Raw genomic sequence first — 26849 nt, forward strand, 5'->3', positions numbered from 1 at the left:
AAAAAGATAAAAATAAAACAGCCAATACTGACTGTTTTATTTTATATCAAAACTATGGCACTATTCTGAGTCAGATGAGTCAGCCATTTTTTCTTTGACTTCATCATATGAAAGGGCATGTGCTTCTTGATTATCTTTGTCTTGTTCTTCAGGCATTTTTCCTGTTTCGTAAATAGACTTGATTTGAGCAGCATCAAGGGTTTCATATTTAAGAAGGGCTTCTGCAATAAGTTTATGTGTTTCACGGTTGTTATTGATGATATCAGCCGCTTTATCACGTGCTTCATTAAGCAGTTTACGAACTTCGTCATCAATTATTTGTGCGGTTTGAGCAGAATATGATTTTTCTGGTGACATTTGTCCTGTCATGACGGCATGGTTTCCTTCATATTGAACAGGTCCTAATGTATCACTCATACCATATTCAGTAACCATAGCACGTGCGATTTGGGTAGCTTGTTCAAAGTCATTTGACGCACCTGTCGTTTGAGCATTAAAGATAATTTCTTCTGCAACACGACCACCCATTAAACCAGCCAATTGTTCTTTCAAATCATCTTTTGAATGCAACATTTGATCTTCTTTAGGAAGGGCAATCATGTAACCACCTGCGCGACCACGTGGAACGATCGTTACTTTGTGGACGACACGCGCACTTGAAAGCACCAAACCAACGATGGTATGTCCAGCTTCGTGGTAGGCCACCATTTCGCGTTCTTTTTGAGAAATCGTACGGTCTTTCTTAGATGGACCTGCAATAACACGATCTTCTGCCTCATCAATATCAGAAGCATCGATTTTCTTCTTATTACGACGTGCTGCAACTAAGGCTGCTTCGTTAAGAACATTTTCAAGGTCTGCACCAACAAATCCTGGTGTTTGTTGCGCGACAACTTTCAAATCAACGTCTGATGCCAAAGGTTTATTCTTAGCGTGAACGCGTAAAATAGCTTCACGTCCCTTAACATCTGGTCTACCAACCAAAATCTTACGGTCAAAACGACCTGGACGAAGAAGAGCTGGGTCTAGGACGTCACTACGGTTGGTTGCTGCGATAACAATAATACTTTCGTTGCCTTCAAAACCATCCATCTCGATAAGAAGTTGGTTAAGGGTTTGTTCGCGTTCATCATTTCCGCCACCCATACCGGCACCACGACGGCGGCCGACAGCATCGATTTCATCTATGAAAATGATGGCACGTTCTGCTTTTTTAGCATCTTCAAAAAGGGATCTCACACGGCTTGCACCGACACCGACGAACATTTCAACGAAGTCAGAACCTGAGATAGAGAAGAATGGAACACCTGCTTCACCGGCAACGGCTTTAGCAAGAAGGGTTTTACCTGTTCCCGGAGGGCCTTCAAGAAGGACACCAGCAGGAATTCTAGCACCAAGTGCTTTGTATTTCTTCGGATTTTTCAAGAAGTCAACAACTTCAACTAGTTCTTGTTTTTCTTCTTCTGCACCGGCAACGTCAGAGAAACGTACTTTCACGTTGCCTTGGCTCTGAGATTTGGCTCTGTTTCGACCAAAGTTCATCGCTCCTCGTGCACCATTTCCGCCTTGGTTCATCATCATAAAGAAGAAGACAACCATCAAGATAAGTGGTACATAAGTGATGATATAAGTAATCCAAGCACCGCTAGAGCTTTCCTGTTTGACTGTTATAGAAACATCTGCATCCTCAGCAGCCTTGGTTAACGTTTCAACAGAAGAATCGCTTGGCAAAACAATTGACGTAAATTCGGTTACTTCAGCTGTTTTTCGACCTTCTAAAAATGGCAAGCTGGCACTTGTTTTCGTTGATTGTGCTTTGGTGTATTCACCACTAACTTCAATCACACTGCCGCTTGGTTGGTAAGTGATAGACTTAACATCCCCTGACTTAATGCGTTGCATTAAAGTCGAGTAATTAATTTGTTGACTTTGTGTACTTGATCCCCTTAAGTAATATTGAAAGGCTGTAATCCCTGCAATAATCAAAAGAATATAAATAAAGGAATTTCGAACAAAGCCATTATTTCTATTATTTTTCATACAATAATTTTAACCCTCTATTTATCTGAGTAAATTTCTTCTTTAAGGACTCCTACATATGGTAAATTACGATAATGTTCTGCATAATCAAGACCAAAACCAACAATAAACTCGTTTGGCACATCGTAGCACACATAATCTGCTTCAATATCAACCACACGACCTTCTGGTTTATCAAAAAGGGTTGCGATTTTTACAGAATTGGCTTTACGGTATTTAAACATATCTCGTAGGTAGAGCAAAGTACGTCCTGTATCAATGATATCTTCAACAAAGATAACATCACGACCTTCGATATTGGTATCGACATCTTTGAGAATTTTTACTTCACCGCTACTTGTTGTTTGGTTCCCGTAACTAGACACAACCATAAAATCCAATTCCACTTTGGTATCGATATGCTTTATCAATTCCGCGATAAAAGGAACTGAGCCTTTTAAAATACCAATCAAAAGAGGATTTTTACCATTATAATCTTTTGTTAATTGTTCGCCTAATGCTTTCGTTTTAGTAATAATCTCTTCCTCTGAGTACAAAACTTTTTCAATATCTTGTTCAAGCATGACATCACCTGTTTCTAATTTTTTCAATATGCAATGTGCCCTCCATTATACCATATTTGGGAGCTTTTCTCAAATAAGTTTTACCGGCAACTAGTACAAAAATCACTTGACCGTCTTGCTCTCCCACAATTGCCTCTGAACGGTCTTGCAAGGAGATTTTTTCGTCAATAAATAGCCGCCGTAATTTTTTGGAAAAAGCACCAAAATCAATATAGTCACCTGGTTGTCTGTGCCTTAATTTAATAGGAGTCACATGATACAAAGGAATGCCTTTGTTATTCCTCTCATTATTAAAGTGAAATTGGTACTGACCATATCTGACTATACCGCCATATTCTAGCATTTTTTGAGGTATTTCCCCATCGGTCTTAGGGCTGATTTTTGTGATGTGAAATTGCTTGGCATCTTTAATTAGTCGATAATCATTTTTAATGTGATAATCCAGATTTTGTCGCTGACGCAATAGATTAAGCATTCCTTCAAACTGAGCATGAGATACTTGCAAATCAGGAAATTGGCTCAGATAATCTTGAAAAAGGAAAAATTGCACGGCCTTACTTTGAGCTAAAAACTGTGAACAATCTGTTCTGTCAATGGTTGCCGTTAAATCTTGCAAAGCTTGAAAAAGCGTCTGACTTTCTTCGCCTAAATGCCGAAGAGCTTGTCTAAACTTTGGATTTTCTTGCTCTAAAGTTGGGAGGTATTGATTTCTAATGCGATTACGCAGGTAGTCCAAAGAAGCGTTAGAGGCATCTTCAAAATGGAAAATATCTGGTAAATCAGCCTTTGAAATGGTCAAAAATGGGCGAATGAGTTCTCCCGTTCCAAAGGAGCTAACCGCCTGCATTCCCGCTAAATAGCGAAGGCGGCTACCACGCAATAAACGCATCAAAATCGTTTCAGACTGGTCATCTGCATGGTGGGCAGTGACTACGGCAGTGTAGTTTTGTTCTGTCATGACTTTCTTGAAAAAAGCATACCTGAAATCACGCGCAGCTTTTTCTGAAAAAACACCTGAAAAAGCCGACATAAAAATCGGAATATGGTGCTCCCTTGCCCATTTTCTCAAATAAGCCTCTTCTTCTTCTGAAGCTGCTCGCTGCTTGTGGTTGACATGAACAATGCCAATCTCAATTTCCAGTTGATGTCGGTAAATATACAAAAAGTGTAGCAGATTCATCGAATCTACTCCACCTGATACTGCTATTAATACTTTTTTATGCTTGGCAAAATAAGCCTTTTTTTGAATCTTTTTGACTAATGGTTCGTACATTTTATTTTAAAATACTATAAACGTCATTGGCGATATTGGTGATATCGTCATAAGAAGCATTATTGGTAAAAATCGATAGAATAAAGGGTTGGTCGGCATAGACAATTGCAACATCGTGCTTGTAGTCGTATGCGTCTCCAATTTTATGCGCCACTTGCACATCAATATCTTTTGAAATACGAGTGCTGTCAAAATCAGTTGACGACAGGTAAGAAATGATTTCGCCATTTTGATTGTAAATGGCTTCCATCAAATTTGCTACTGTCTTGGCAGACATATTGCGTTCTTTCATGTCAATCGGTGTCCCTGCGACAGCCGTGATGGTATTGTTGAAATCATCGTCATATTGATGCGCAACGTAGTAACCCAAAATGTTTGTTGCGACATTGTCAGAATACTGAGCGACAGCTTTTAGCAAAGTATCAACCGTGTATTCTTTATTGTCAGCTGACTTGCTCATTTTCCCGCTGCCACCTGGCTCATAGGACTTATCAAAATGATTGACCGCATCTACGTAGACCAACTTATCGTCTGACGTGATAGCTCCTTTTTGCAATTGAGCCTCAACATAATAAAGGGTCGCTAATTTGGCAACGCTAGCAGAATACATGACCGTATCGGCGTTGATTTCTGCGGTTACTTGCGTTCCTAATTGTTTCACGTAAATCGAATAATTGCTCTTATTGTATTTTTGGTTGAGCATGGCTTGCACTTTTTGCATACGATTATCCGTTTCAGACAAATCCGTCGCAGCAATCCAACCTTTACCATCAACCTTGTAATAAGTGCCGTGACTTGTGACGGCTTTTTGAGTAACGGTGACCTTGCTATAAGGCGTTAAATCCGTCTTGACCGATTTCGTTCCTGTTACATAAGGCGTTTGATAAACGGTAAAGCCATCGTTTAGCCAAAAATCTTGAGTAATGGCTTCTTGACTAAGAACCACATCATCACTAACCACCTGTCGACTGGCTTCAATATAACTACCGTCTGATAATTTAAAAACAGGGATAGTGGCGTCATTGACGAGCCAATCTGTGATGGTTAACGGTGTGTTAGCTGATAAGGTATCCGCAGCAACGGTCAAATCCGCATCTTTATAAGTCGTGCTATCTTGGATGAGAATTGGATTTTGAGGAATGGCATCAAAATAGGTTGAGGATGACACAACTGTCGTATTGAGATGATACTTTTCCTCATTGCTTAAATCCATGTCTTTTTCTGTACTAATAACTGGAAGAGAGACCAAAAAAAATGGTATTAGCATTACTGCAAATAGTTTTTTCACTGGTTTCTCCTTCCGTTACTGTTTTTGTGATGAATGATGATTTTCTTCTCTTAAAGCTTGATTTTCTTTAGCGAGTTCTTCTAACTTATCATCAGAATAAGCTAGAAATTTTTCAATTGTTTCAATTAAATGTTCCATAAATTATTTTGGTAATAGATTTGGTAATGGGTAAACCGTTTCACCCGAGCGCGATAAGTAGTATTTGGCACGCGCATACTTAGCGACATAATTATCGTCTTTTAAGCGATTGGCAAGAACTTTCTCTGCATCCGCTTCAACGACCAATTTGTCGTAGTCTTTTTGCAGGGAAACGACCTTGGCTTTTTGTTCCTGTAAAGTCTGGTAACTTTTGACCAGATTATAGGTCGGTAAGATAAACAAGAGCATCACGACCACCAAAATCCACCCCATAAAACGATGCCGTTTGCGATTTTCCTCTTCAAGATAGCGTTTTTTGGTGTTTTCGTCGTTGATGTACTGATTGTTTAATTGAACGATATTAGGCTTCTCCATCCGCTTCTATCCTTGTTTCCTTAATGATTTCGTACATTTTGGCTGCATCTTCTTTTTTGGTGCTGTCTTTCATTTCCAAAACACGCACCGTTAGCAATTTATTTCCAAAACGAATTTCCACTTCGTCATTGATTTTTAAATCGGTTGATGATTTGGCTAAGATGCCATTGACTTTAATACGTCCTTTGTCTGCGACTTCTTTCGCCACTGGACGACGTTTAATAATACGGGATACTTTCAAATATTTATCAAGTCTCATAATCATTTACCTCGTAACTGTTTTATTTTATCATTTTTTGTGTAAAATAGCTGGCTTAAATGAGTTTGTTAAAATACTGTAATAAAAGGCATCAACAAACTTAAAGATACTGTTGTCAGCTAGTCTTTGTCTATCTTGCGAGCCTTGATTTCCGCCAGCATCTGACCAAAGTGCTGCAATTCCTCTAAAATCTCGTAGTCTTTTTTACCACGGACATTGAAGATAATTTCGATTTTACCTTGATTTTCGCTGATGCGGGCTTTCAAGTTCGTTTTTGACAGAGCTTCAAAGTAATCTTGGGTCAGATAATGTTGCAGCAACGCTTTTTCAAAACGCACCAACACATTGGTGTCTTTTCGCTCGACCAATTCAGCAAAAGCATTGTCCATATAAGCTTTTACTAAGCCAATCTCAAGCAAATAAGCCACTTGGTCTGGGTACTCACCAAAACGGTCAATCAACTCATCTTGCAAACTTTGGTAGTCGCTGTGATTAGCGATGTCGCGAATACGCTTGTAAATTTCGATTTTTTGGCGCTCGTCTTCAATGTAATCACTTGGAAGGTAAGCATCAATTTGGAGATTAACCTCAGCATTACTCTTACGACGCACTTGGGATTTTCCTTGTTTTTTGGCAATGGCTTCCTCTAAAAGTTGCGAATACATCTCAAATCCAACCGAATCAATAAAGCCACTTTGTGAAGCCCCTAAAATATTACCTGCGCCACGGATAGACAAGTCCCGCATGGCAATTTTAAAACCAGAACCCAGTTCAGTGAAGCCTTTGATAGCATCCAAACGTTTTTCAGATACCTCTGTCAAAATCTTATCTGGTCGATACATGAGATAAGCATAGGCAATACGATTAGAGCGCCCCACACGTCCACGCAGTTGATACAAGGTTGACAAGCCCATATGGTCTGCATTTTCAATGAATAAGGTATTGACATTTGAAATATCAACTCCTGTTTCGATAATGGTGGTCGCCACCAAAACATCGTAAACACCGTCAATAAAATCCATGAGGGTATTTTCCAATTGAATCTCACTCATCTGACCATGCACAAAACCGATACTAGCTTCAGGAACCAATTCTTGCAGTTCTGCGACTTTTTGGTCAATACTGTCAACTTTATTGTAAATGTAGAAGACCTGTCCGCCACGGTCAATCTCACGGATAATAGCTTCACGAATTAAGCCAGGATTGGTTTCCAAAACATAGGTTTGAACAGGATAACGGTTGGTTGGTGGGGTTTCAATAACCGATAAATCACGAATGCCCAGCATTGACATATGAAGAGTTCGAGGAATAGGTGTTGCCGTTAGGGTCAATACATCCACTTTGGCCTTTAGCTCCTTGAGTTTTTCCTTGTGTTTAACTCCAAAACGCTGCTCTTCATCGATGATAATCAAACCCAAATCAGCAAAGACAACATCCTTAGACAAAAGACGGTGAGTACCAATGATAATATCAATTTGCCCTTTTTTGAGTTGCTCCAAGGTTTCATTTTGCTCTTTCTTGCTGCGAAAACGGCTGAGCACTTCCACCTTGACAGGATAATTGTCAAAGCGTTCTGAAAAATTGGTGTAATGTTGCTGGGCTAAGACGGTTGTAGGTACCAAAACCGCGACTTGCTTGTGGTCTTTGACCGCTTTAAAAGCGGCTCGCATAGCAACTTCTGTCTTACCAAAACCGACGTCTCCCACTAGCAAGCGGTCCATTGGTTTATCTTCTTCCATGTCCTGCTTAATTTCTTTGATAGAGCGCAATTGGTCTTCTGTTTCGACAAAGGCAAAATCATTGTCAAATTCGCGCTGCAAATCATCATCTGGTGAAAAAGCAAAACCTTTTAATTGGCTACGCTCAGCATATAATTTCAGCAAATCATCAGCAATATCTTCCACTTGTTTAGACACTTTTTGCTTGGTCTTTTGAAAACGCCCGTCATTAAGTTTATTGATTTTTGGGGCCTTGCCGTCAGCTGAAACGTATTTTGAGAGGCTTTCAATTTGTTCAATTGGCAAAGAAATGGTGGCCGAATCTTGGTATTGAATAGTGAGATAATCACGGTGAACCCCATGAATATCAATGGTTTCAATACCTAAAAATTGGCCAATTCCGTGGATTTGGTGAACCACATAATCGCCCTTTGAAAGCTCATTATAGTCTTTCAAACGCTCCGCATTGCTGATATTGGAGTGACGAACACGGCGTTTAATCTTTTTATGGTAGATTTCACGCTCAGTGATAACCACCAATTTGTCATCCGCAAAGTAAAAACCGTTGGATAAGTTGCCAACCAAAAGCTGAGCTTGTTTTGGCTCAACGTCATCACTGGCTACAATCGGCAATTGCAAACCGTATTCTTGTAAATCTTTCTGTAAACGTTCCGCACCATGTTGTGAATCTACTTGAATGATAACCGTCGCTTTTGATTTTTGGTAACGATGCACTTCTTCAATCACTAGCGGTATCTGGTTGAAAAACTCCTGCATCGGATACTGCGTGAGCTGGTAGAGATGGGCAAATTTGAGATTTCCAAGACCCTTATGAAAATGAGAGAAAAAGGTCGCAGGCTGATACTGACGCAGTTTTTTATAGCTATCTGCAAAGTAAACCAAACTTGACACAGCTTTACCACGTTGTAAATCTTCTGTCAATAAGTTGGCAACTTCCAAATCCACCTTGGCATTACGGTCGATGACCTTTTGAAAATCATCAAAGAAAACAGGCGTTTCTTTTGGAATGTAATCCAATAAGGTCCATTCTTTCGCGTAGAAGATAGAAGCAAAGCGTCTGATATCAGCATGCTTATAGCCTGCCTTGGTAGACTCATAAACCTCGCTTAAATAAGCATGTTGCTCCTCTTTTGCCGTTTCCAAATACTTTTCCAAAGACTTGGTCGCTCTGGCAAAATCTTCCTCATACAACAATAAATCATCTGCTGGAAAAATAGTGACATGAGAAAGGGTATCAACAGACTTTTGACTGCTTACCTCAAATTGCCTAATGCCATCAATCTCATCTCCGAAAAATTCCAAACGGTAAGGACGGTCAGCCGTAATTTCATAAATATCAATGATATCACCACGTTGGCTAAATTCTCCTGGGTTAAGAACTTGGTTGGCACGTTGGTAACCAAGTAAAGCTAGTGTTTTGACCACGTCGTCCAATTCGTAGCTATGCCCTAACTCAAAATGCAGTTGATTATGAGCGTACGTTGCAGGGTTAGGTAATAGTACCCGTGTCCCCATTAAACTAGTCACCAAAACACCTGTTTGCTCTGCATTCTGCAAAAAATTAAGGCTTTCCAAGCGCGAATTGACCTTGTCCATCGAAGAGAAAATAAACTCTGCCGCTGCGACATCATCTGCAAAAAAGGTGTAAACTTGCTCTTCCCCAATCAAACTCGACAAATCGCTGGCTAGTTTTTCCACCTCATTTTGAGTGGAAGTGATAACAACATACTTGCCCTTATTGGCTTGATAAGCTGAAGCAATGGCTAAGGCGCGACTAGAGCCAGACAAGCCCATGATTAGCTGGCGTTCCAATTGGGAAACGTGAGCCTGCCAATCTTGAATGAGCTTATTTTGGCTAAATAAATCAATAATATTCATTGTACTACCCATTAAATCGTTGCATGGTTTTGGCAAAATCGGCTTCTTGCAAATAAAATTGGACAGCATCTGTCACTTTATCTAGAGCTTGCTCAACCGTAATCTTTTCATCTACATCAAATGTCCCAAGGACATGGTCCACCACGGTGCGCCCTTGTTTAGGACGTCCAATACCGACTTTGATACGGTCAAAGGTTTGCGTACCTGTATGAGCAATAATAGACTTAATCCCATTATGACCGCCCGCAGAGCCTTTTTGACGCAAACGCAAACGTCCCACTTCCATATCCAAATCATCATAGATAACCACAAAATCAGCAATATCGATATTAAAGTAGGTCAACAAAGCATGAACCGCCAAACCTGAATTATTCATAAATGTGGTTGGTTTTACCAAATAAATCTTTTCCCCGTTGATAAAGCAAGACCCGACTTCTGCTTTAAAGTTCTTATCCTCTGAAAAAGTCACTTGAAACGCTTGAGCCAAACGGTCAATCGTCATAAAACCAATATTATGTCGTGTATCATGGTATTTACTGCCTGGATTTCCCAGACCAACAATCATTTTTACCATATGTTTTCCTTTCAACTACCAAAAGGCTGGAAAATACTTTTTCCAACCTTGCTTATCTGTCATTTAGTTTATACGTTAAAGCGGAATTCCATGATATCGCCATCTTGAACCACATAATCTTTTCCTTCTTCACGAAGACGACCTGCTTCTTTGACTGCTTTTTCTGAGCCATAAGCAATCAAATCATCATAAGACATAGTGATGGCACGGATAAATCCTCGCTCGAAGTCTGAGTGGATGATACCTGCTGCTTGAGGAGCTTTAATACCACGTTTAAAGGTCCAAGCACGCACTTCTTTTTCCCCTGCTGTAAAGTAAGTCCCAAGACCAAGTAAATGATACGCCGCACGAGTCAATTTGTCAACACCAGATTCTGTTAAGCCTAAATCTTCAAGGAAGAAAGCTTTGTCTTCATCATCTAGTTCTGAAATTTCTTCTTCGGCACGTGCTGAGATGACAACCACTTCTGCATTTTCAGTTGCCGCAAATTCACGAATTTGTTTGATATATTCGATGTCATCTGGGTTTGCAACTTTGTCTTCATCGACATTTGCCACATAAAGGACAGGTTTTGTCGTTAGAAGGAATAATTGTTTCACGATTTTTTGTTCATCTTCTGTAAAGTCAATGGTACGCGCTGATTTTCCGTCCTCAAGCACTGGCTTGATTTTTTGAAGAACGTTAAATTCTGCAATGGAATCCTTATCTTTTTGCGTGCGAGCAATTTTTTCAACACGCGCATAACGTTTATTAACCGATTCTAGGTCAGCTAAAATCAATTCTAGGTTAATGGTATCAATATCAGCAAGAGGGTCAACAAAAGCATCCTCACGTCCTTGTTCACGCATGACATTTTCATCGTCAAAAGCACGCACCACGTGTACAATCGCATCGACTTCACGGATATTGGCAAGAAATTTATTTCCAAGACCTTCCCCACGTGAAGCCCCTTTTACGATACCTGCAATATCTGTAAATTCAAAAGTTGTTGGAACTGTTTTTTTCGGTGTAATCAATTCCGTTAATTTTTGCAAGCGTTCATCTGGCACTTCAACCATTCCCACGTTTGGGTCAATCGTTGCAAATGGATAGTTAGCAGCCTCTGCTCCTGCTTTGGTAATCGCATTAAATAGCGTTGATTTCCCAACGTTAGGTAAACCAACAATACCTGCTGTTAAAGCCATGTTTTTATCTCCATTCAAAATATTCAATCACTACTATTATACCAAAAAAAAGTAAAAAAGGCTTGCCCATAGGCAAACCAAATCAACCAAAAATTTTTGGAAAAGTGTTTGGAAGAAACCAAGACAAAAAGCCACCGATAGCTAAGATAATCCACCAGTACTGAGATAAGAATTCCCAAGCATTCATGGTCTTGTTTTCTCTGACTTCCACCACACGCTCAATCTTTTTTTCAGGTTTTATTCCAAGAACCAACTCATCTAAGCTAACGTCCAAAATAGTAGCCAACTTCACTAAATTTTCCATATCTGGTGTTGCTTCACCCGTTTCCCATTTTGAAATAGCTTGACGTGAGATAAAAAGTTCCTGTGCCAAACCTTCTTGTGAGAAAGCTTTTTCTTGACGAAGCTGTTTTAATTGTTTTGCAAAGACTGTCATTTGGTATCCCTACTTTCTTTTTTTACACAGGATAGCAAAAATCTCTGGGATAATCGAGCACTTTTTCAAGCAACTCCTAGTTGCAAATAGCTAAAAATCCTAATATTAAAGGCTTTTCTTGGTTGCGGCTTTATTTTGGTAATACTTTTCGCATCTTTCGTTCAAAATCATGACGGCTCATCATGACAACGTGGTCACAGTTGGTACAACGGATTTTAATATCTGCACCAATTCGGATAACTTCCCACTCATTGGCTTTTTTACCAGTTGATTTAATGGTGCAAGCATGAGGTTTTTTCATTTCAACATAACTGCCAATAACGTACATAACTTCTCCTCTAAAACGAAATGAAAAAGAAAAGTTTTAGAAGGCCTTAAACAAGGACTCGGTCAACTTTTCTCACAAAAAGGATTAATTGGTGCGAACTGGTGTAATCAGTTGAACAAAATTCTCAGTATCATCACCAGGCATTAAGGTAAATGGACGAACAGGGGAAATAAAACGTATCATGACTGTTTCGCTCTTCAAGGCTTTCAACGCTTCAATCAGATAAGTTGGGTTAAAACTAATGGTTAAATCACTACCAGACTGGCTGATGCTATCTAGCTCTTCGTTAACTTTCCCCACTTCTGGTGAATTAACGTGAGATGAAATGCTATCGCTGGTGATTTCCAATTTAACCGTTCCGTTTTGTGTCGCATTTGAAATCAAGTAAGCACGCTCCATAGCTGAACGAAGGGCTGCGGTGTTAAAGGTTACTTCTGTTTCAAAAGAATTGGTCAACAAACGGTCGGTATCAGGGTAGTTTCCCTCTAAAAGACGGGTATAAAAACTAATGTAGTCACTTCTAAACAAAACTTGACTATCTGAAAAGAAAACTTCAACGGTTTCAATGTCATCTGTGAAAACTGCTGAAAATTCACGCAAAGATTTGCTTGGAATGACCATGTTAAAGTTTGCTGAGGTATTTTCCAAAGTCAATTTGCGTTGGCTCATGCGGTGAGAGTCCGTCGCTACTGCCTTAAATTCTTTTTGCTCACTAAGCACCATGTGGACTCCAGTCAAAATAGGACGGCTTTCTTGAAGGCTAGCTGCAAAAGCTGTTTCTGAAATAATACTTTTCAACAGTTTGGTTTTAAGAACTAGCGGATTTTCAGTCGTCATTTCTTGCAAACGTGGGTAGAGATCCACATCTTTTCCTTTTAGGGTGATTTCTGATTTGCCACTTGTTAACACGATTTGGTGATGATCAATTTCGGTAAAATCCAAACTCACATCAGGCAGACTTGAGATGATATTGATAAAGAAATTTGCTTCTAGTAAAACAGCTCCTGGTGAGGTAATCAAAAGACCTGCATTTTCATTAGAAACTGGAATGGTATTTTCAATAGATATTTGACCATTAGACCCCGTTAGGACAATATGTTGCGCATGCACTTCAATTTTAATGGTTGATAAAATCGGAATAGCATTTTTAGAAGAAATGGCTCTTTTGGTTGCATTTAAAGCTTGAAGGAAAAAGGATTTATTGATGGAAAATTGTATCATTGGAATCTCCTTTAGTTATGATAATAAATTTAGTAGTAGTAGTAGGTCTTGTTGAAGCTGTGGAAAAGTCACAAAAAGCAGCAAAAAAACAGGGAAAAGAGTTGTGCACAAATTGTGGATAACTCTTTTTAAAAATCTAGATTTATCCACAAGGCTTATCTGATTTTATTTTTGATGGTTTCAATTTCAATGCGTAAGCTATCATCTTGAGCCAACATATTCTTGATTTTGTTGTAGGCGTGTAGGACGGTAGAATGGTCCCGTCCGCCAAATTCTTTTCCAATTTTCGGTAGCGAATTATCGGTCATTTCCCGTGCGAGGTACATAGCCACCTGACGTGCTAAAACGATGTTTTGAGTGCGTTTGGTCGCCTTGATTTCCTTAACTGTCACATCGTAAAACTTCCCAACTTGCGTTTGAATGTCCTCGATTGGAATGACGGTCATTTTAGGGTCATCTTGCTTACGTGCTCGAATGGCTTCTGCTGCGATGTCCACGGTAATGGTTTTGATTTTTTTGACGCTAGCCACAAGGCTAATATCGTTAAGCGCTCCTTCAAGGTCACGCACATTGGAATCAAATTGCCCTGCTAAATATTCAATGGTATCCTGCGGGAAAACATAGTCATATTCTTGGGTTTTATTGGTCAAAATCGCAACGCGAGTTTCAAAATCAGGCGGCGTGATATTGATGGTAAGTCCCCATTTGAAGCGCGTGACTAAACGTTGTTCCAAGTTATCGAGGTGGTCAGGTGTACGATCGCTAGTAAGGACGATTTGCTTATTATTATCGTATAAGGTATTGAAGGTATTAAAGAATTCTTCTTGCGTTCCGGATAGGGTTTTTTTAGCTAAGGATTGAATGTCATCAATCAACAAAACATCCAGATTGCGGAATTTTTCCTTAAGCTCTTCCATCGTGTCTAGACGAATGTGCGTCACAAACTCGTTGATGAAATTCTCAGCGGTGATGTATTTGACACGCGCATTAGGATTATTTTTTAAAACAGCGTGCCCGATGGCATTGAGCAGATGGGTTTTTCCAAGTCCTGGTCCTCCCCAAATGAAAAGAGGATTGTAGGTTGTTCCAGGAGCGTCAGCTACGGCATAAGACGCTGAAAAAGCCCAGCGGTTTTCATCACCTTGGACAAAATTATCAAACGTGTATTTTGGGTTTAAATCAGAATGCATCTGTGGTAGTGTGCTTTGTGGTTTTTCTACCGTTTGTGTGCTGTCCTGAGCTGGTGTTTGTACGTTTAAATCGTCTTCAAAAACGTATTGGATGACAATCTCTGCATTAAAAATTTCAAAACCAGCTGCTAGAATGATGGATTTCAGATTATTATTCCAAAACACTTCCTTGACAGGGTCGAGATAAATAAAAGCCATATGATTTTCAATTTTGAGCAGCCGTGCATCTAAGACGAAAAATTCATAAGTGGCTTGCTTCAATTGATTTCTGGCTAACTCTAAGACTCTGTTCCAAAATAATTGTTCATTCTCAGTCATAGTAGTTTTCCTTTTTTTGTTTTGTGGATAATCTTACCCTATTCTAACACAAAAAAAAGTTTTCCACAACAGGACAAAAGTAGAAATCCACAGGGTGTTTAAAAGGATTTCCACAATGTGAAAAAGAGTTTTCCACAAGCAGTGGAAAACTCTTGTATTGGTATAAACTAAAGTTTTTACAAGGTATTTTTCTTGTGGAAAACTCAGAAAAGAAAAAAGGGAAATCCACACGCTATTTGAACTTGTTGATAATTCTGTTAAAGTCTTCTTCTGACTGAAAATGCAAAACCACTTCTCCTTTTTGAGTGCTTTTGCTATTAGCAAACGAAATGCTAACGGGCAGTCCTAGACTTTGACTTAGGATGTCTTCATGGTGTTTTTTAAAAATATCCTTCTTCGCTTTCTTTTTGGGAGCACTTGGTTTGGGTTTTAGGAGTTGCTCCAGTTTTCGGACACTAATATCTTGGCTTAAAATGCGTTGGTACCACTGCTCCTGTTCTTCTTTGCTCTTTAAGGTCAACAACAAACGAGCGTGACCTTGCGACAAGCTTCCTTCTTCCACCGCGCGTGAAAGGCTGGGCGGAAGATTTAGTAATCGTAGGCAATTGGTAATGTAGGGACGCGATTTGCCCATGAACTGAGCCAATTCCTCATGCGTCATCTGATTTTTTTCAAGCAATTGCTTGTAAGCTTTTGCTTCTTCAATGGGATTTAAATCCGAGCGCTGTAAATTTTCAATAATCGCAAGCTGCATGCTTTTTTGGTCAGAAATAGTTTTGATGATGGCTGGAATTTCACTAAGACCAGCTAGTTTAGAGGCTTTTAGACGACGTTCGCCAGCGATAAGCTCGTAGCCAAAAACAGATGATTGTCGGACGATAATCGGCTGAATAAGCCCGTTTAACTTGATTGATTGGGCTAATTCTTCCAGTTCTTCTGGTTTAAAATCCAGCCTAGGTTGGTAGGGATTGGGCGAAATATCTTCAATGGATATAACTTGTAGTTTCTCTTTCATTTTCTCTCATCCTAAACTCTAAAAAGTGAAGCTGAGACCGTCTCAGCTTCACTTTTGGTCTATCATATTTTTTCCTTAGTTTGTACTTGATAAGTCTTGTGTTGTTTTACTTAAATCAATTGTCACAGTTTTCTTGTCTGTACCACGGTAGAAGGTTACTTTGACAGAGTCTCCAACAGAATGGCCGTAAAGAACGCTTTGTAGGTCAGAGGTTGATGTCACTTCTTGACCATCGACTTCTGTGATGACATCATATTTTTGAAGTTTTCCTTCAGCAGGCATGCCAGATTGAACTGAGGCAACAACCACACCGTTTGTGATACTTGTTGGAATATTAAGTTGTGCAATAGCATTGGTTGACAAATCAGACAAGTTAACCATTGAAATACCAAGCGCAGGGCGGATAACTTTTCCGTTTTCCTCCAATTGATTGATGATTTTCACCACATCATTTGACGGAATAGCAAAGCCCATACCTTCAACCGACTCACCAGAACTTGAAGTTGATGAAATCTTGCTAGAGTTAATACCGATGACTTGCCCTTCAATATTGATTAGCGCACCACCAGAGTTTCCTGGGTTAATGGCAGCATCTGTTTGAATGGCATTGGTTGAAATGGTTTCACCATTGTCATTAGTCATTGTTACAGTACGGCTTAGACTAGAAACGATACCTTGCGTTACTGAGTTTGCGTATTCTGTTCCAAGTGGGCTACCAATAGCAATGGCTGTTTCACCGACAGTGATTTTATTAGAATCGGCAAATTCGGCAACAGTTGTGACATCTTTAGACGAAATTTTCACGACAGCAATGTCAGAGTAAGTGTCAGCTCCGACCAATTCACCGACAACTTTTTTACCGTCGGCTAGCATGATTTCAATTTGTTCTGCGCCATCGACCACGTGATTATTGGTTACAACATAGGCTGAGTCACCATCTTTTTTGTAAATAACCCCTGAACCTTCGCTGTAAACTGACAAATCACCGCTGTTATTTGACTGGTTAATCGAATCGTCATTACCAAAAATCTGACTGTAAATGTCATTTCCTGAAGAAGAATCTGAACGGTAATTGATTACGGAAACGACCGCTCCTTGAACTTTTTCCACAGCTTTTGTGACATCAGTCGAATTGGTATAAGTCACGCTACTCGTAGTTGTTTTGGCACCTGAACCACTCACGTTAGATAGGGAGATTCCCGCACGATTTAATACCAAAATCGCACCTAAAATCCCAGCAACAAAGCTAACAAGCACAATAGCTAATGGTTTTAGCCAATTTTTGAAACGCCCTTTAGGCAGTTTAATGTTTTTCACTTAGCCACCTCCAAATTTTTCACTTAGAATATAAAAATCAACTTAATTATAACTTAAATAATGCGAAAAAGAAAGTAATACACAACCTGTGGAAAACTTTTAAAACTGTGAATATCTTCCCTGAAATAAAAAGGATCTAAGGGGACTAAAAAAGTTAATAACATGTGGATAAGGTGTTAAAAACTTGTGAATATGTGGTAAAATGTAAGGTATGAAAGTTAAAATTATTGCTGTTGGAAAATTAAAAGAAAAGTATCTAAAAGATGGTATTGCTGAATACCGTAAGCGCATGAGTCGGTTCACAAAGTTTGAAATGATTGAATTGCCTGATGAACAAACGCCAGATAAGGCTAGCGAAGCGCAAAATCAGCAAATCATGGAAAAAGAAGGCGATCGTATTTTAGCGAAGCTTTCTGAGCGTGATTATGTGATTATTTTAGCCATCGAAGGGGAAATGTTGAGTTCTGAGGCCTTTAGTCAGGTCATTTCAGATGTGACAGTGCGAGGTTATTCTAGCATTGCCTTTGTGATTGGTGGTAGTCTAGGTTTAGCGGACAAGGTCAAGCAAAAAGCTAATCTAAAGTTGAGTTTTGGCAAGATGACGCTACCTCACCAATTGATGCGTTTGGTGCTATCAGAGCAAATCTACCGTGCCTTTATGATTCAACAAGGCAGTCCCTATCACAAATAAAAAAGGAGGACTAGTGTCCTCCTTTTTCAGGCTTCGTTTTATGATCCCAGCAGGATTCGAACCTGCGACCGTTCGCTTAGAAGGCGAATGCTCTATCCAGCTGAGCTATGAGACCGTATCAACTTTGTTATTTTATCAAAAAAACGCCTGATTTGTCAACTAGAAACCAGATCCTTTAGCTGTTACCAAGTATTGATCAAAAATATCTTACTTTTTTTGAAAAAAACTATAGACAAATCTAAAATATCTGCTATAATAATAAAAGTAATGATGATTTGGTCCGTTGGTCAAGGGGTTAAGACACCGCCTTTTCACGGCGGTAACACGGGTTCGAATCCCGTACGGACTATAGCTGCTCTGCAGTTTTTTTCTTTATCCGGCATAGCTCAGTTGGTAGTAGCGCATGACTGTTAATCATGATGTCGTAGGTTCGAGTCCTACTGCCGGAGTGATAAGACACCCCGTCCTAAGTTTTGGCTTGGGACGTTTTTTATTCCGATACTGTAAAGCACATAAAAGAGATTAGGGAAAAACCTAATCTCTTTTTAAAGGCTTATTTAGCGCCTGCAGGGCGTTTTTTCTTTCTAATGATATAATAACCACTAAATACTAAGACACCAGCTAGGGATAGGCAGGCACCTAATTGGAACCCTTCAGGGACATAAGTTAATGTGACTTGACCTTGTCCTGCTTTGACGTTGACTTTCATAAAGCCGTCTTGAGCTTTTGTTAGAGCGATTTTCTTGCCGTTTTGAGTGGCTGTCCATCCTTTATCATAAGGTATGGTAAAGAGGAGAGAACTGTCCTTGTCAGCAGTGTAGGTGGCTGTTATGGTGTTTTTAGAAGTGGTCACTTGAACCTCTTGCTGATTGAGTTTATCCATTGCTTTTTGGTAACTGTTTATGTCAAGGGCATAAAAGTTAGGTTGGTCAAAGGAAACTTGTCCATTTTCAGGGAAATGGAAGGTAATATCAATGGTTTGTCCTAGATAAAAATAACCAAGGTCAAATAAGCTATAAGCATTGTCTGTGGTGTAATTAGTTGTCTGTCCATTGACGGTTATTTGGACAGATTCGTTATTTTCATTAGAGAAAGTAATATTAGGCACGCTGACATATAATTGCGTATTGTCGGGGACGGATACTTGGTAAGTAACTGCTGTGGTTACTTGCCCCTCGTAAGTTGTTGTAACACGGTTATTGAGCTGATTTGCCCCGCTAATGAGTTGAGAAGGTAAGCGGGTATAAAATTTCTCTGATAATCCTGTCAAACGATTGATGAAATTGGTTTGGTTATCCAGTGTATTGACGGTAAATGTGACATCTTTGTAAATGCCATTGGTTAAGATAGCCAGCTGACTAGCGTTTTGGTTTTCATAAAGCATGACGTTGCCAGAGCCGTCATTGTAATTGAAGCCGTACTTATTAACCCCAATTTCAGCGAGGTTGTACTTGATGCCAAATAAGCTATCCATTAGCAAGGTATTGTTTTGGTAACGTAGATTGAGGTTGGTCCCAGTTGATTTGAAACCTAGACGGTCTAGGGTGCTGCTAGAAGCGGTATTTCGAATAGATGAAAATTGCGAGATGCCGTTGTAATTGTATTTCATACTGTCGTTACCTGTCTGAGGAAGAAGTTCTTCCATACGGTAAAAGTTGCTATTTTCTGACTTGGTCTTCTTGACAAGCTTGTCAATGTCTGTCAAATACCGTTCATAACTTTGACGTGAAGGAAAGACCCATTCGTTGCCGAGAGCATTGATCTGATAGTAGGTATTGAGCGAAATCTCAAAGAGTGTAAACAAGAGTGTAAAGCCAACAAAAATAGTTAAGGAAAGACTATTTTTCGCATAGCTAACCAAAAGGGTTATGTAGGCTAGCAAAAAAGAAAATGTAATCACAATCTGTGACGTTTCTAAAAACTTGTAGTGGCTTTTTAGTACCACGGTGGCAATCAATCCAATAGTAACAGGAATGATTCCAACAAGGTATTGTTTTAAGCTTAATTCTTCTAAGTGTGACAGTGTTTCAGCTGCTAATAAAATCACGAGGATAGAGAAGGTCCAAGAATAGCGATGAAGAAACATATTTGGCGAATGCATCCCTTGCCAAATAAGGTCCAAGGGTTCAAGGTAGAAACTAGTGATAAGAACAGTTATCATGAGCCCGTAAGCAAGGCGCGTTTGCCACTTAATTGACTTAATGCTAAAGAAAACAAGAGCTAAAATGAGGGGGAAAATACCGACATAAATCATCGGAATGGAACCAAATTTTGTAGTGTCGTAAGCACCAACGAAATTTTTAGCAAAAATATCTAAAAACCAAGAAGAGTCAGACAACCAGCCTGTAAAGGATGAAAATTCTTCCCCGTGTGTTGAAAGGTCTAAATAAGTTGGCAGTAGCATGATGCAACTTGATAAACCTGCTGCGATTGACATCACTGTAAAGTCTAAAAATTGACGTCCAACCACTCGCCATTTTAAGTTTTTACTGAGTTGAACGAGAAAATAAAGGGTAAGAAAGATAGCAACCATGTAACCAAAATAGTAATTTTGGATAAAGAGAATGGTTAAGCTGACGTAGTAAAGAACGTATTTTTGCTGAGCCAACAAGCGATTTAACCCTAAAATAATCAAAGGGAGAAGGATGAAAACATCCAGCCACATATTGATTTCAATTTGGCTTATCGCAAAACTCATCAAGGCATAAGATGTTGATAAGATAATGCTCAGTGGTTTTAACACTTTGGGATAGAGATGTCTTAGGCTGTAAAAACAAGAGAGCCCCATAGAACCAATCTTGAGCAAGGTCAAGATATAAATAGCATCAGGCATTGTTTTTAAGCTAAAGAAATAAACGAGCGGCGAGAAGAAGCTCCCTAAATAATAACTTATCAAGGCGTAAAAGTTTAAACCTAGACCGCAGGTAAAGGTGTAAAAGAGGCTATCTGACCCATGTAAAATATTTCGTAAATTTTCAGCAAAAATGACATACTGATGAAAACCATCACTGGCTAAAATAGTCGTTTTGCTGTTGATGAAAATATCTTTGGAAAATAGGGTCACACCTAAAATAGCAACAGGCAAGATAAAGGCAATGAGGTAATAAAGGGTATTACGATTTGGTTTTAAAGATTTTAGTGTCATGGCTTTAGTAAGACAGGTTGAGATACTAATCCCAACCTGTTTCCTTCTATAAGTATCAAAATGATGTGAAATGTGATTTTGTTAATCTTTCCAAAGTTCTTGGACTTTGGCTTGAATCTCTTCATTTTCAAGAAACTCATCATATGTTTCGTCGATACGGTCAATGACCCCATTTTTAGAAATCACAACGATGTGATTAGCAAGGGTTTGGATAAACTCATGGTCATGACTGGCAAAAATGATTGATTCTTTAAAGTCTTTCAAGCCGTCGTTCAAACTTGAGATAGATTCCAAGTCCAAGTGGTTAGTTGGGTCGTCAAGCACGAGAACATTTGATTTCAATAGCATCAACTTAGAAAGCATCACGCGCACTTTTTCTCCCCCTGACAACACATTGACAGACTTGTTAACCTCATCACCAGAGAAAAGCATACGTCCAAGGAAACCACGAAGGAAGGTATTGTCGTCTTCTTCTTTTGAAGCAAATTGACGTAGCCATTCTAAGATAGATTCGCCAGATGCAAAATCACGTGAATTATCTTTTGGTAGGTAAGAGCGGCTAGTTGTCACACCCCATTTAATAGTACCTTCGTAGTCGATGTCATCCATCAAGGCACGAATCAAAGCAGTGGTTTGGATATCGTTTTGCCCGATGAAAGCAGTCTTGTCACCTGGTCGTAAAATAAAGCTGATATTGTCGATAACCGTTTCACCGTCGATTTTAACAGATAGGTTTTCGACTGTTAGCAAATCCTTACCGAGTTCACGCTCTGCATTAAACTTGATAAATGGGTATTTACGGCTAGAAGGAACAATTTCCTCTAACTCAATTTTATCAAGCATTTTCTTACGTGATGTGGCTTGTTTTGATTTAGAAGCGTTGGCAGAGAAACGTGCCACAAATTCTTGCAATTCTTTGATTTTTTCTTCAGCTTTGGCATTGCGGTCAGCTTGCAAACGAGCAGCTAGTTCTGAAGATTGTTTCCAGAAGTCGTAGTTACCAACGTAAAGTTTAATTTTACCAAAGTCAAGGTCAGCCATGTGCGTGCACACTTTGTTTAGGAAGTGACGGTCATGGGAAACCACGATAACGGTATTTTCAAAATCAATCAAGAAATCTTCTAACCAAGAAATAGATTGGATGTCAAGACCGTTGGTTGGCTCGTCAAGAAGGAGCACATCAGGTTGCCCAAATAAAGCCTTAGCCAAAAGCACCTTAACCTTGTCCCCGTTTGCCAATTCGCTCATGTTTTGGTAGTGGAGGTCTTCTGAAATGTTAAGGTTTTGTAGAAGTTGTGAGGCTTCGCTTTCAGCTTCCCAACCACCAAGTTCAGCAAATTCACTTTCAAGTTCTGCCGCACGAACACCGTCTTCATCAGAAAAGTCAGCTTTCATGTAAATAGCATCTTTTTCTTTCATGATGTTGTAAAGTTTTTCATTTCCCATGATAACTACATCAATGACACGTTCTTCTTCGTAGTCAAAGTGATTTTGGCGAAGAACAGACAAGCGTTCATTTGGTCCAAGTGAAACATGTCCAGTCGTTGGCTCGATATCTCCAGCTAAAATTTTTAGAAATGTTGATTTTCCAGCACCGTTAGCCCCGATCAAGCCGTAGGTATTTCCAGCTGTAAAGTTGATGTTAACGTCATCAAATAATTTTCGATCACTAAAACGCAATGATACATCAGAAACTGTAAGCATTTGTCACCTCGTAATATTTATCTATGACCTTCATTGTACATGAAAAAGGCTTAATTTTCAATGTGCGAAAATTAAGCCTTATCCTACATTGGTAAAATCAAATCTTCATCGTCAAGAGCGTACTGTTTTTTCAGACTAAAGCCGCGTCCTCTGACGTGTGTGGCTGGCATGATGACCACAAAAGCTGTTGGGTCAATGCTTAAAATATTCTTTTCTAGTCGTGATACTTCCTGAATAGAAACCGTAGTCATCAACATGGTTTTATTTTTCCCAGAGTAGCCACCTGTGATGGGAATTTCAGAAACCCCTCTATCTGCCTTAGTAGCAATGTATTCTTTGATGGCTTGGTTTTTTGGGGAAATAATCATAACATTACGTGACGAAGTCACCCCAATTTGCATGCTATTGACCACGTAACCAATGACAAGCAGGCCGATAATAGAATACATGACCGTATCAATATCAAAGGCAATAAAGCCCATAGCCACACTAAAACCATCAACAATGGTCATGGCAACTGCAAGAGGAAGGGGAGTGTATTTGTGCAAGATTTGTGTGAGAATACCTGTTCCCCCTGTTGATGAATTACCCCAAAAAACAACACCTAACCCAAAACCACAAATAATGCCTCCAAAAATAGCCGCGAGCAAGGTATTGTCCGTCAGATTTGGAAGTCCTTCGGTTAATTTGACAAAGATGGAATAAATCCAAGAACCATAAACCGTTTTAAAGAAGATTTCGCGACCCAAAAAGAACCAACAAGCCAGTAACAAAGGGAAATTGGACAAGAGCACAAAATCCCCTGTATTCCAACCAAACAAGGCTTTAAAACTGACTGCAAGTCCCACAACGCCACCAGAAGCGATGTGATTTTCTAGGAAAAAAGTGTTAAAGCCAACAGCGGCAATCAGTGACCCAGTCGTCACCAATCCAATATCTATCAATCTCTTTTTCATTAGAACTCCTCAAAAGCGAAATAGCCTGATATACAAGCGTTTCTATTATGACAAAGAAGTGTCACCGCGTCAAGATTTGTCGCCTCAATTCGGTGTAAAATCCGTTTTTCCATTTTTAGTGGAAAGCGTCGCTCAACTTGACAAAAAAAGGATAATTTCATAGAATAAAGAAGATTCAGAAAAGTAATACAAAGTGGGACTTTTAGAGAGCTGATGGTGCTGAGAATCAGTAGTCTTTTTGTATGAATGGGCTGATGTTTGACAAAAGGGATTTACACGGTTGTAAATCTTGCATAGTGGTAAAGAGATGATAGGCTTTTCTATCAATTGAGGTGGTACCGCGTATCCATGACGCCCTCACGTAGTGATGCTACGTGAGGCTATTTTTATGTTTACAATAAATATTGAGGTGATAAAATGACTAAACCTATTATTTTAACAGGCGACCGTCCAACAGGAAAATTGCACTTGGGACATTATGTTGGAAGCCTAAAAAATCGTGTCTTGTTGCAAAATGAAGACAAGTACGACATGTTTGTTTTCTTGGCAGACCAACAAGCTTTGACTGACCATGCCAAAGAATCAGAAATCATTCGAGAATCTGTCGGAAACGTAGCTTTGGATTACTTATCTGTGGGACTTGACCCTGCTAAATCAACCATTTTCATTCAAAGTCAAATCCCAGAATTGGCTGAATTGACCATGTATTACATGAATTTGGTATCACTAGCACGTTTGGAACGCAACCCAACCGTTAAAAGTGAAATTGCCCAAAAAGGCTTTGGTAGCTCTATCCCAACAGGTTTCTTGGTTTACCCAATTTCTCAGGCTGCAGATATTACCGCTTTTAAAGCCAATTATGTGCCAGTTGGAAATGACCAAAAACCGATGATTGAGCAAACACGTGAAATCGTACGCAGTTTCAATCATACCTATAAAACCGATATTTTGGTAGAACCAGAAGGGATTTTCCCAGAAAACGAAGTAGCTGGACGTTTGCCAGGTTTAGATGGCAATGCCAAAATGTCTAAATCACTTGGCAATGGCATTTACTTGTCTGATGACGCGGATACTGTTCGTAAAAAAGTGATGAGCATGTACACTGATCCTAATCACGTGCGTGTGGAGGATCCAGGTCAAATTGAAGGCAATATGGTCTTTTATTACCTTGATATTTTTGGACGCGAGGAAGATCAAGCCGATATTGCAGCCATGAAAGAACACTACCAACGTGGTGGTCTTGGGGATGTTAAAACCAAACGTTACTTGCTAGAAATCTTGGAACGTGAATTAGCTCCTATTCGCGAACGTCGCTTAGAATATGCCAAAGACATGGGCGAAGTTTTCCGCATGCTAGAAAAAGGCAGCGAAGCAGCGCGTGAAGTGGTTGGTCAGACCCTATCAGAAGTCAAAGCAGCTATGGGTATCAACTATTTTTAATCATTGTTAGACAGGCTATTAGCAGTTTAAATCCAAAAGTCATCAGGCTTTTGGATTTTTTGTTTTTTCAGGGAAAAAGGCTTTAACATCCTTTTTTAACGTTTATAGTTAAATTAAAAAATTGAATTTAGTTTATTGACAAATGATTTTAGCATGATATGATAGTAACAACAAAAGTAAGCTGGGATTGGAGTTCCCTAAGTACTAGCATAGAAAAGAGGGTTAATAAATGTCAAATTGGGACACTAAATTTTTGAAAAAAGGTTACACTTTTGATGATGTATTGCTTATTCCTGCTGAGAGTCATGTTCTTCCAAACGAAGTTAACATGCAAACCAAACTTGCAAAAAATTTGACATTGAACATTCCTATCGTGACAGCTGCTATGGATACTGTAACTGACAGTAAAATGGCAATTGCCATCGCACGCGCAGGTGGTCTTGGAGTTATTCATAAAAACATGTCAATTCAAGAACAAGCTGAAGAAATTCGCAAGGTAAAACGTTCTGAAAATGGCGTTATTATTGACCCATTCTTCTTAACACCTGAGCATTCTGTTTCAGAAGCTGAAGAATTGATGCAACGTTATCGTATCAGTGGTGTTCCAGTTGTTGAAACACTTGAAAATCGTAAATTGGTTGGTATCATTACCAACCGTGATATGCGCTTTATTTCAGATTACCACACACCAATTTCAAAACATATGACAAGTGAAGAATTGGTGACTGCTCCAGTTGGAACAGATTTGGAAACAGCAGAGCGTATCCTTCACGAACATCGCATTGAAAAATTACCTTTAGTTGATGAAGAAGGTCGCCTATCAGGATTGATCACTATCAAAGATATTGAAAAAGTTATCGAATTCCCTAACGCAGCAAAAGATGAATTTGGACGTCTTTTGGTTGCTGGAGCTGTTGGTGTTACTTCAGATACATTTGAACGTGCAGAAGCTCTTTTTGAAGCTGGCGCAGATGCTATCGTTATCGATACAGCACACGGTCACTCAGCTGGTGTTCTTCGTAAAATCGCTGAAATTCGTCAACACTTCCCAGAACGCACATTGATTGCTGGTAACGTAGCAACTGCAGAAGGTGCACGCGCTCTTTACGAAGCAGGTGTTGATGTGGTTAAAGTCGGGATCGGTCCTGGTTCAATCTGTACAACGCGTGTGGTTGCCGGTGTCGGTGTTCCTCAAGTTACTGCTATTTACGATGCAGCAGCAGTTGCGCGTGAATATGGTAAAACAATCATCGCTGATGGTGGTATCAAATACTCTGGTGATATTGTGAAAGCCTTGGCAGCTGGTGGTAATGCGGTTATGCTTGGTTCAATGTTTGCAGGTACTGACGAAGCACCTGGTGAAACTGAAATTTACCAAGGTCGTAAATTCAAAACTTACCGTGGAATGGGCTCAATTGCAGCTATGAAGAAAGGTTCAAGCGACCGTTACTTCCAAGGTTCAGTTAACGAAGCAAACAAATTGGTTCCAGAAGGAATCGAAGGTCGCGTGGCTTACAAAGGTGCCGTAGCTGATATCGTCTTCCAAATGCTTGGCGGTATTCGTTCAGGTATGGGATACGTGGGAGCTGAAAACATTGCTGCCCTTCATGATAAAGCACAATTTGTTGAAATGTCAGGTGCAGGTTTGATTGAAAGTCACCCACACGATGTGCAAATCACAAACGAAGCACCAAACTATTCAGTTCACTAATTTAAAAAATACGATGATACTAGAGAGGACAAGCGTCCTCTCTTTTTATTTGACATAAATCCATTA

General features: G+C 39.5%; 22 protein-coding genes, 3 tRNA genes and 1 other annotated feature. Of the genes, 5 read left to right on the forward strand and 20 right to left on the reverse strand.

Going from position 1 to position 26849, the window contains the following annotated elements:
- Positions 1-60: 60 nt before the first annotated feature.
- The 16 genes from ftsH to B3R79_RS06545 all read right to left on the reverse strand — a co-directional run bounded on the left by ftsH (position 61) and on the right by B3R79_RS06545 (position 17121).
- The gene (gene ftsH / locus B3R79_RS06470; protein WP_168261356.1) at positions 61-2040 is read right to left on the reverse strand and encodes an ATP-dependent zinc metalloprotease FtsH; all 1980 of its coding nucleotides are present in this window, start codon (positions 2038-2040) and stop codon (positions 61-63) included.
- A gap of 17 nt (positions 2041-2057) precedes the next feature.
- A complete protein-coding gene (hpt, locus tag B3R79_RS06475) occupies positions 2058-2603 on the reverse strand; it encodes a hypoxanthine phosphoribosyltransferase (RefSeq protein ID WP_154455354.1) in 546 nt (181 codons plus the stop codon).
- Positions 2604-2607: 4 nt separating this feature from the next.
- Positions 2608-3876: a tRNA lysidine(34) synthetase TilS gene (gene tilS / locus B3R79_RS06480; RefSeq protein ID WP_293695798.1), complete on the reverse strand. Its 1269-nt coding sequence runs from the start codon at positions 3874-3876 to the stop codon at positions 2608-2610.
- Between the two features lies 1 nt (position 3877).
- Positions 3878-5164: a serine hydrolase gene (locus B3R79_RS06485; protein ID WP_204984848.1), complete on the reverse strand. Its 1287-nt coding sequence runs from the start codon at positions 5162-5164 to the stop codon at positions 3878-3880.
- A 15-nt stretch (positions 5165-5179) separates the two neighbouring features.
- On the reverse strand, positions 5180-5302 hold the full coding sequence (locus tag B3R79_RS06490; RefSeq protein ID WP_154455349.1) for an SP_0009 family protein: 123 nt from the start codon (positions 5300-5302) through the stop codon (positions 5180-5182).
- Positions 5303-5305: 3 nt separating this feature from the next.
- On the reverse strand, positions 5306-5677 hold the full coding sequence (locus B3R79_RS06495; protein ID WP_154455348.1) for an FtsB family cell division protein: 372 nt from the start codon (positions 5675-5677) through the stop codon (positions 5306-5308).
- Positions 5664-5936 (reverse strand): RNA-binding S4 domain-containing protein, encoded by a 273-nt coding sequence (locus B3R79_RS06500; RefSeq protein WP_154455347.1) that lies wholly within the window; start codon positions 5934-5936, stop codon positions 5664-5666. Before B3R79_RS06500 ends, B3R79_RS06495 begins: the two co-directional genes overlap by 14 nt.
- A 119-nt stretch (positions 5937-6055) precedes the next feature.
- Positions 6056-9553, reverse strand: coding sequence for a transcription-repair coupling factor (mfd, locus tag B3R79_RS06505; protein WP_293695804.1), 3498 nt, complete (start codon positions 9551-9553; stop codon positions 6056-6058).
- A 4-nt stretch (positions 9554-9557) separates the two neighbouring features.
- Positions 9558-10127, reverse strand: a complete 570-nt coding sequence (pth, locus tag B3R79_RS06510) for an aminoacyl-tRNA hydrolase (RefSeq protein ID WP_154455345.1) — start codon at positions 10125-10127, stop codon at positions 9558-9560.
- A gap of 68 nt (positions 10128-10195) precedes the next feature.
- Entirely contained in the window at positions 10196-11311 is a 1116-nt protein-coding gene (gene ychF / locus B3R79_RS06515) for a redox-regulated ATPase YchF (RefSeq protein ID WP_293695807.1), read from the reverse strand.
- 82 nt (positions 11312-11393) lie between these two features.
- A complete protein-coding gene (locus B3R79_RS06520) occupies positions 11394-11747 on the reverse strand; it encodes a helix-turn-helix domain-containing protein (RefSeq protein WP_293695810.1) in 354 nt (117 codons plus the stop codon).
- Between the two features lie 130 nt (positions 11748-11877).
- Positions 11878-12075 (reverse strand): DUF951 domain-containing protein, encoded by a 198-nt coding sequence (locus tag B3R79_RS06525; protein WP_168261363.1) that lies wholly within the window; start codon positions 12073-12075, stop codon positions 11878-11880.
- Positions 12076-12159: 84 nt separating this feature from the next.
- Entirely contained in the window at positions 12160-13296 is a 1137-nt protein-coding gene (gene dnaN / locus B3R79_RS06530; RefSeq protein ID WP_154455341.1) for a DNA polymerase III subunit beta, read from the reverse strand.
- A 155-nt stretch (positions 13297-13451) separates the two neighbouring features.
- Positions 13452-14804: a chromosomal replication initiator protein DnaA gene (gene dnaA, locus B3R79_RS06535; RefSeq protein ID WP_293695813.1), complete on the reverse strand. Its 1353-nt coding sequence runs from the start codon at positions 14802-14804 to the stop codon at positions 13452-13454.
- A 232-nt stretch (positions 14805-15036) separates the two neighbouring features.
- Positions 15037-15819: a ParB/RepB/Spo0J family partition protein gene (locus tag B3R79_RS06540; RefSeq protein WP_293695816.1), complete on the reverse strand. Its 783-nt coding sequence runs from the start codon at positions 15817-15819 to the stop codon at positions 15037-15039.
- 75 nt (positions 15820-15894) lie between these two features.
- Positions 15895-17121 carry a S1C family serine protease gene (locus B3R79_RS06545; RefSeq protein WP_206151178.1) on the reverse strand — a complete coding sequence of 409 codons (1227 nt, stop codon included), beginning with the start codon at positions 17119-17121 and terminating at the stop codon, positions 15895-15897.
- Between the two features lie 226 nt (positions 17122-17347).
- Between B3R79_RS06545 and rlmH the strand changes: the two genes are divergently transcribed.
- Entirely contained in the window at positions 17348-17827 is a 480-nt protein-coding gene (gene rlmH / locus B3R79_RS06550) for a 23S rRNA (pseudouridine(1915)-N(3))-methyltransferase RlmH (protein WP_293695819.1), read from the forward strand.
- Positions 17828-17868: 41 nt separating this feature from the next.
- Here rlmH and B3R79_RS06555 read toward each other — a convergent pair.
- Positions 17869-17942 (reverse strand) — tRNA-Arg (locus tag B3R79_RS06555).
- Positions 17943-18104: 162 nt separating this feature from the next.
- Between B3R79_RS06555 and B3R79_RS06560 the strand changes: the two genes are divergently transcribed.
- Both B3R79_RS06560 and B3R79_RS06565 read left to right on the forward strand, forming a co-directional pair.
- Positions 18105-18176 (forward strand) — tRNA-Glu (locus tag B3R79_RS06560).
- A gap of 26 nt (positions 18177-18202) precedes the next feature.
- A tRNA-Asn gene (locus tag B3R79_RS06565) sits at positions 18203-18276 on the forward strand.
- Positions 18277-18380: 104 nt separating this feature from the next.
- On the opposite strand, the gene B3R79_RS06570 is transcribed toward B3R79_RS06565, so the two are convergent.
- The 3 genes from B3R79_RS06570 to B3R79_RS06580 all read right to left on the reverse strand — a co-directional run bounded on the left by B3R79_RS06570 (position 18381) and on the right by B3R79_RS06580 (position 23632).
- The gene (locus B3R79_RS06570; RefSeq protein WP_293695821.1) at positions 18381-20972 is read right to left on the reverse strand and encodes a YfhO family protein; all 2592 of its coding nucleotides are present in this window, start codon (positions 20970-20972) and stop codon (positions 18381-18383) included.
- Positions 20973-21053: 81 nt separating this feature from the next.
- The gene (locus B3R79_RS06575) at positions 21054-22676 is read right to left on the reverse strand and encodes an ATP-binding cassette domain-containing protein (protein ID WP_154455071.1); all 1623 of its coding nucleotides are present in this window, start codon (positions 22674-22676) and stop codon (positions 21054-21056) included.
- An 83-nt stretch (positions 22677-22759) separates the two neighbouring features.
- On the reverse strand, positions 22760-23632 hold the full coding sequence (locus tag B3R79_RS06580; protein WP_154455072.1) for a YitT family protein: 873 nt from the start codon (positions 23630-23632) through the stop codon (positions 22760-22762).
- Positions 23633-23793: 161 nt separating this feature from the next.
- Positions 23794-23994 (forward strand) — a binding site (T-box leader).
- Positions 23995-24049: 55 nt separating this feature from the next.
- Here B3R79_RS06580 and trpS point away from each other — a divergent pair.
- Together trpS and guaB are read left to right on the forward strand one after the other, a co-directional pair.
- On the forward strand, positions 24050-25072 hold the full coding sequence (gene trpS, locus B3R79_RS06585; protein ID WP_168261368.1) for a tryptophan--tRNA ligase: 1023 nt from the start codon (positions 24050-24052) through the stop codon (positions 25070-25072).
- Between the two features lie 229 nt (positions 25073-25301).
- Positions 25302-26783 carry an IMP dehydrogenase gene (gene guaB, locus B3R79_RS06590; protein ID WP_168261369.1) on the forward strand — a complete coding sequence of 494 codons (1482 nt, stop codon included), beginning with the start codon at positions 25302-25304 and terminating at the stop codon, positions 26781-26783.
- Positions 26784-26849 lie beyond the last annotated feature (66 nt).

It is taken from the genome of Streptococcus sp. UBA3373, from assembly GCF_002360305.1.
Taxonomy (GTDB): Bacteria; Bacillota; Bacilli; order Lactobacillales; family Streptococcaceae; genus Streptococcus; species Streptococcus alactolyticus.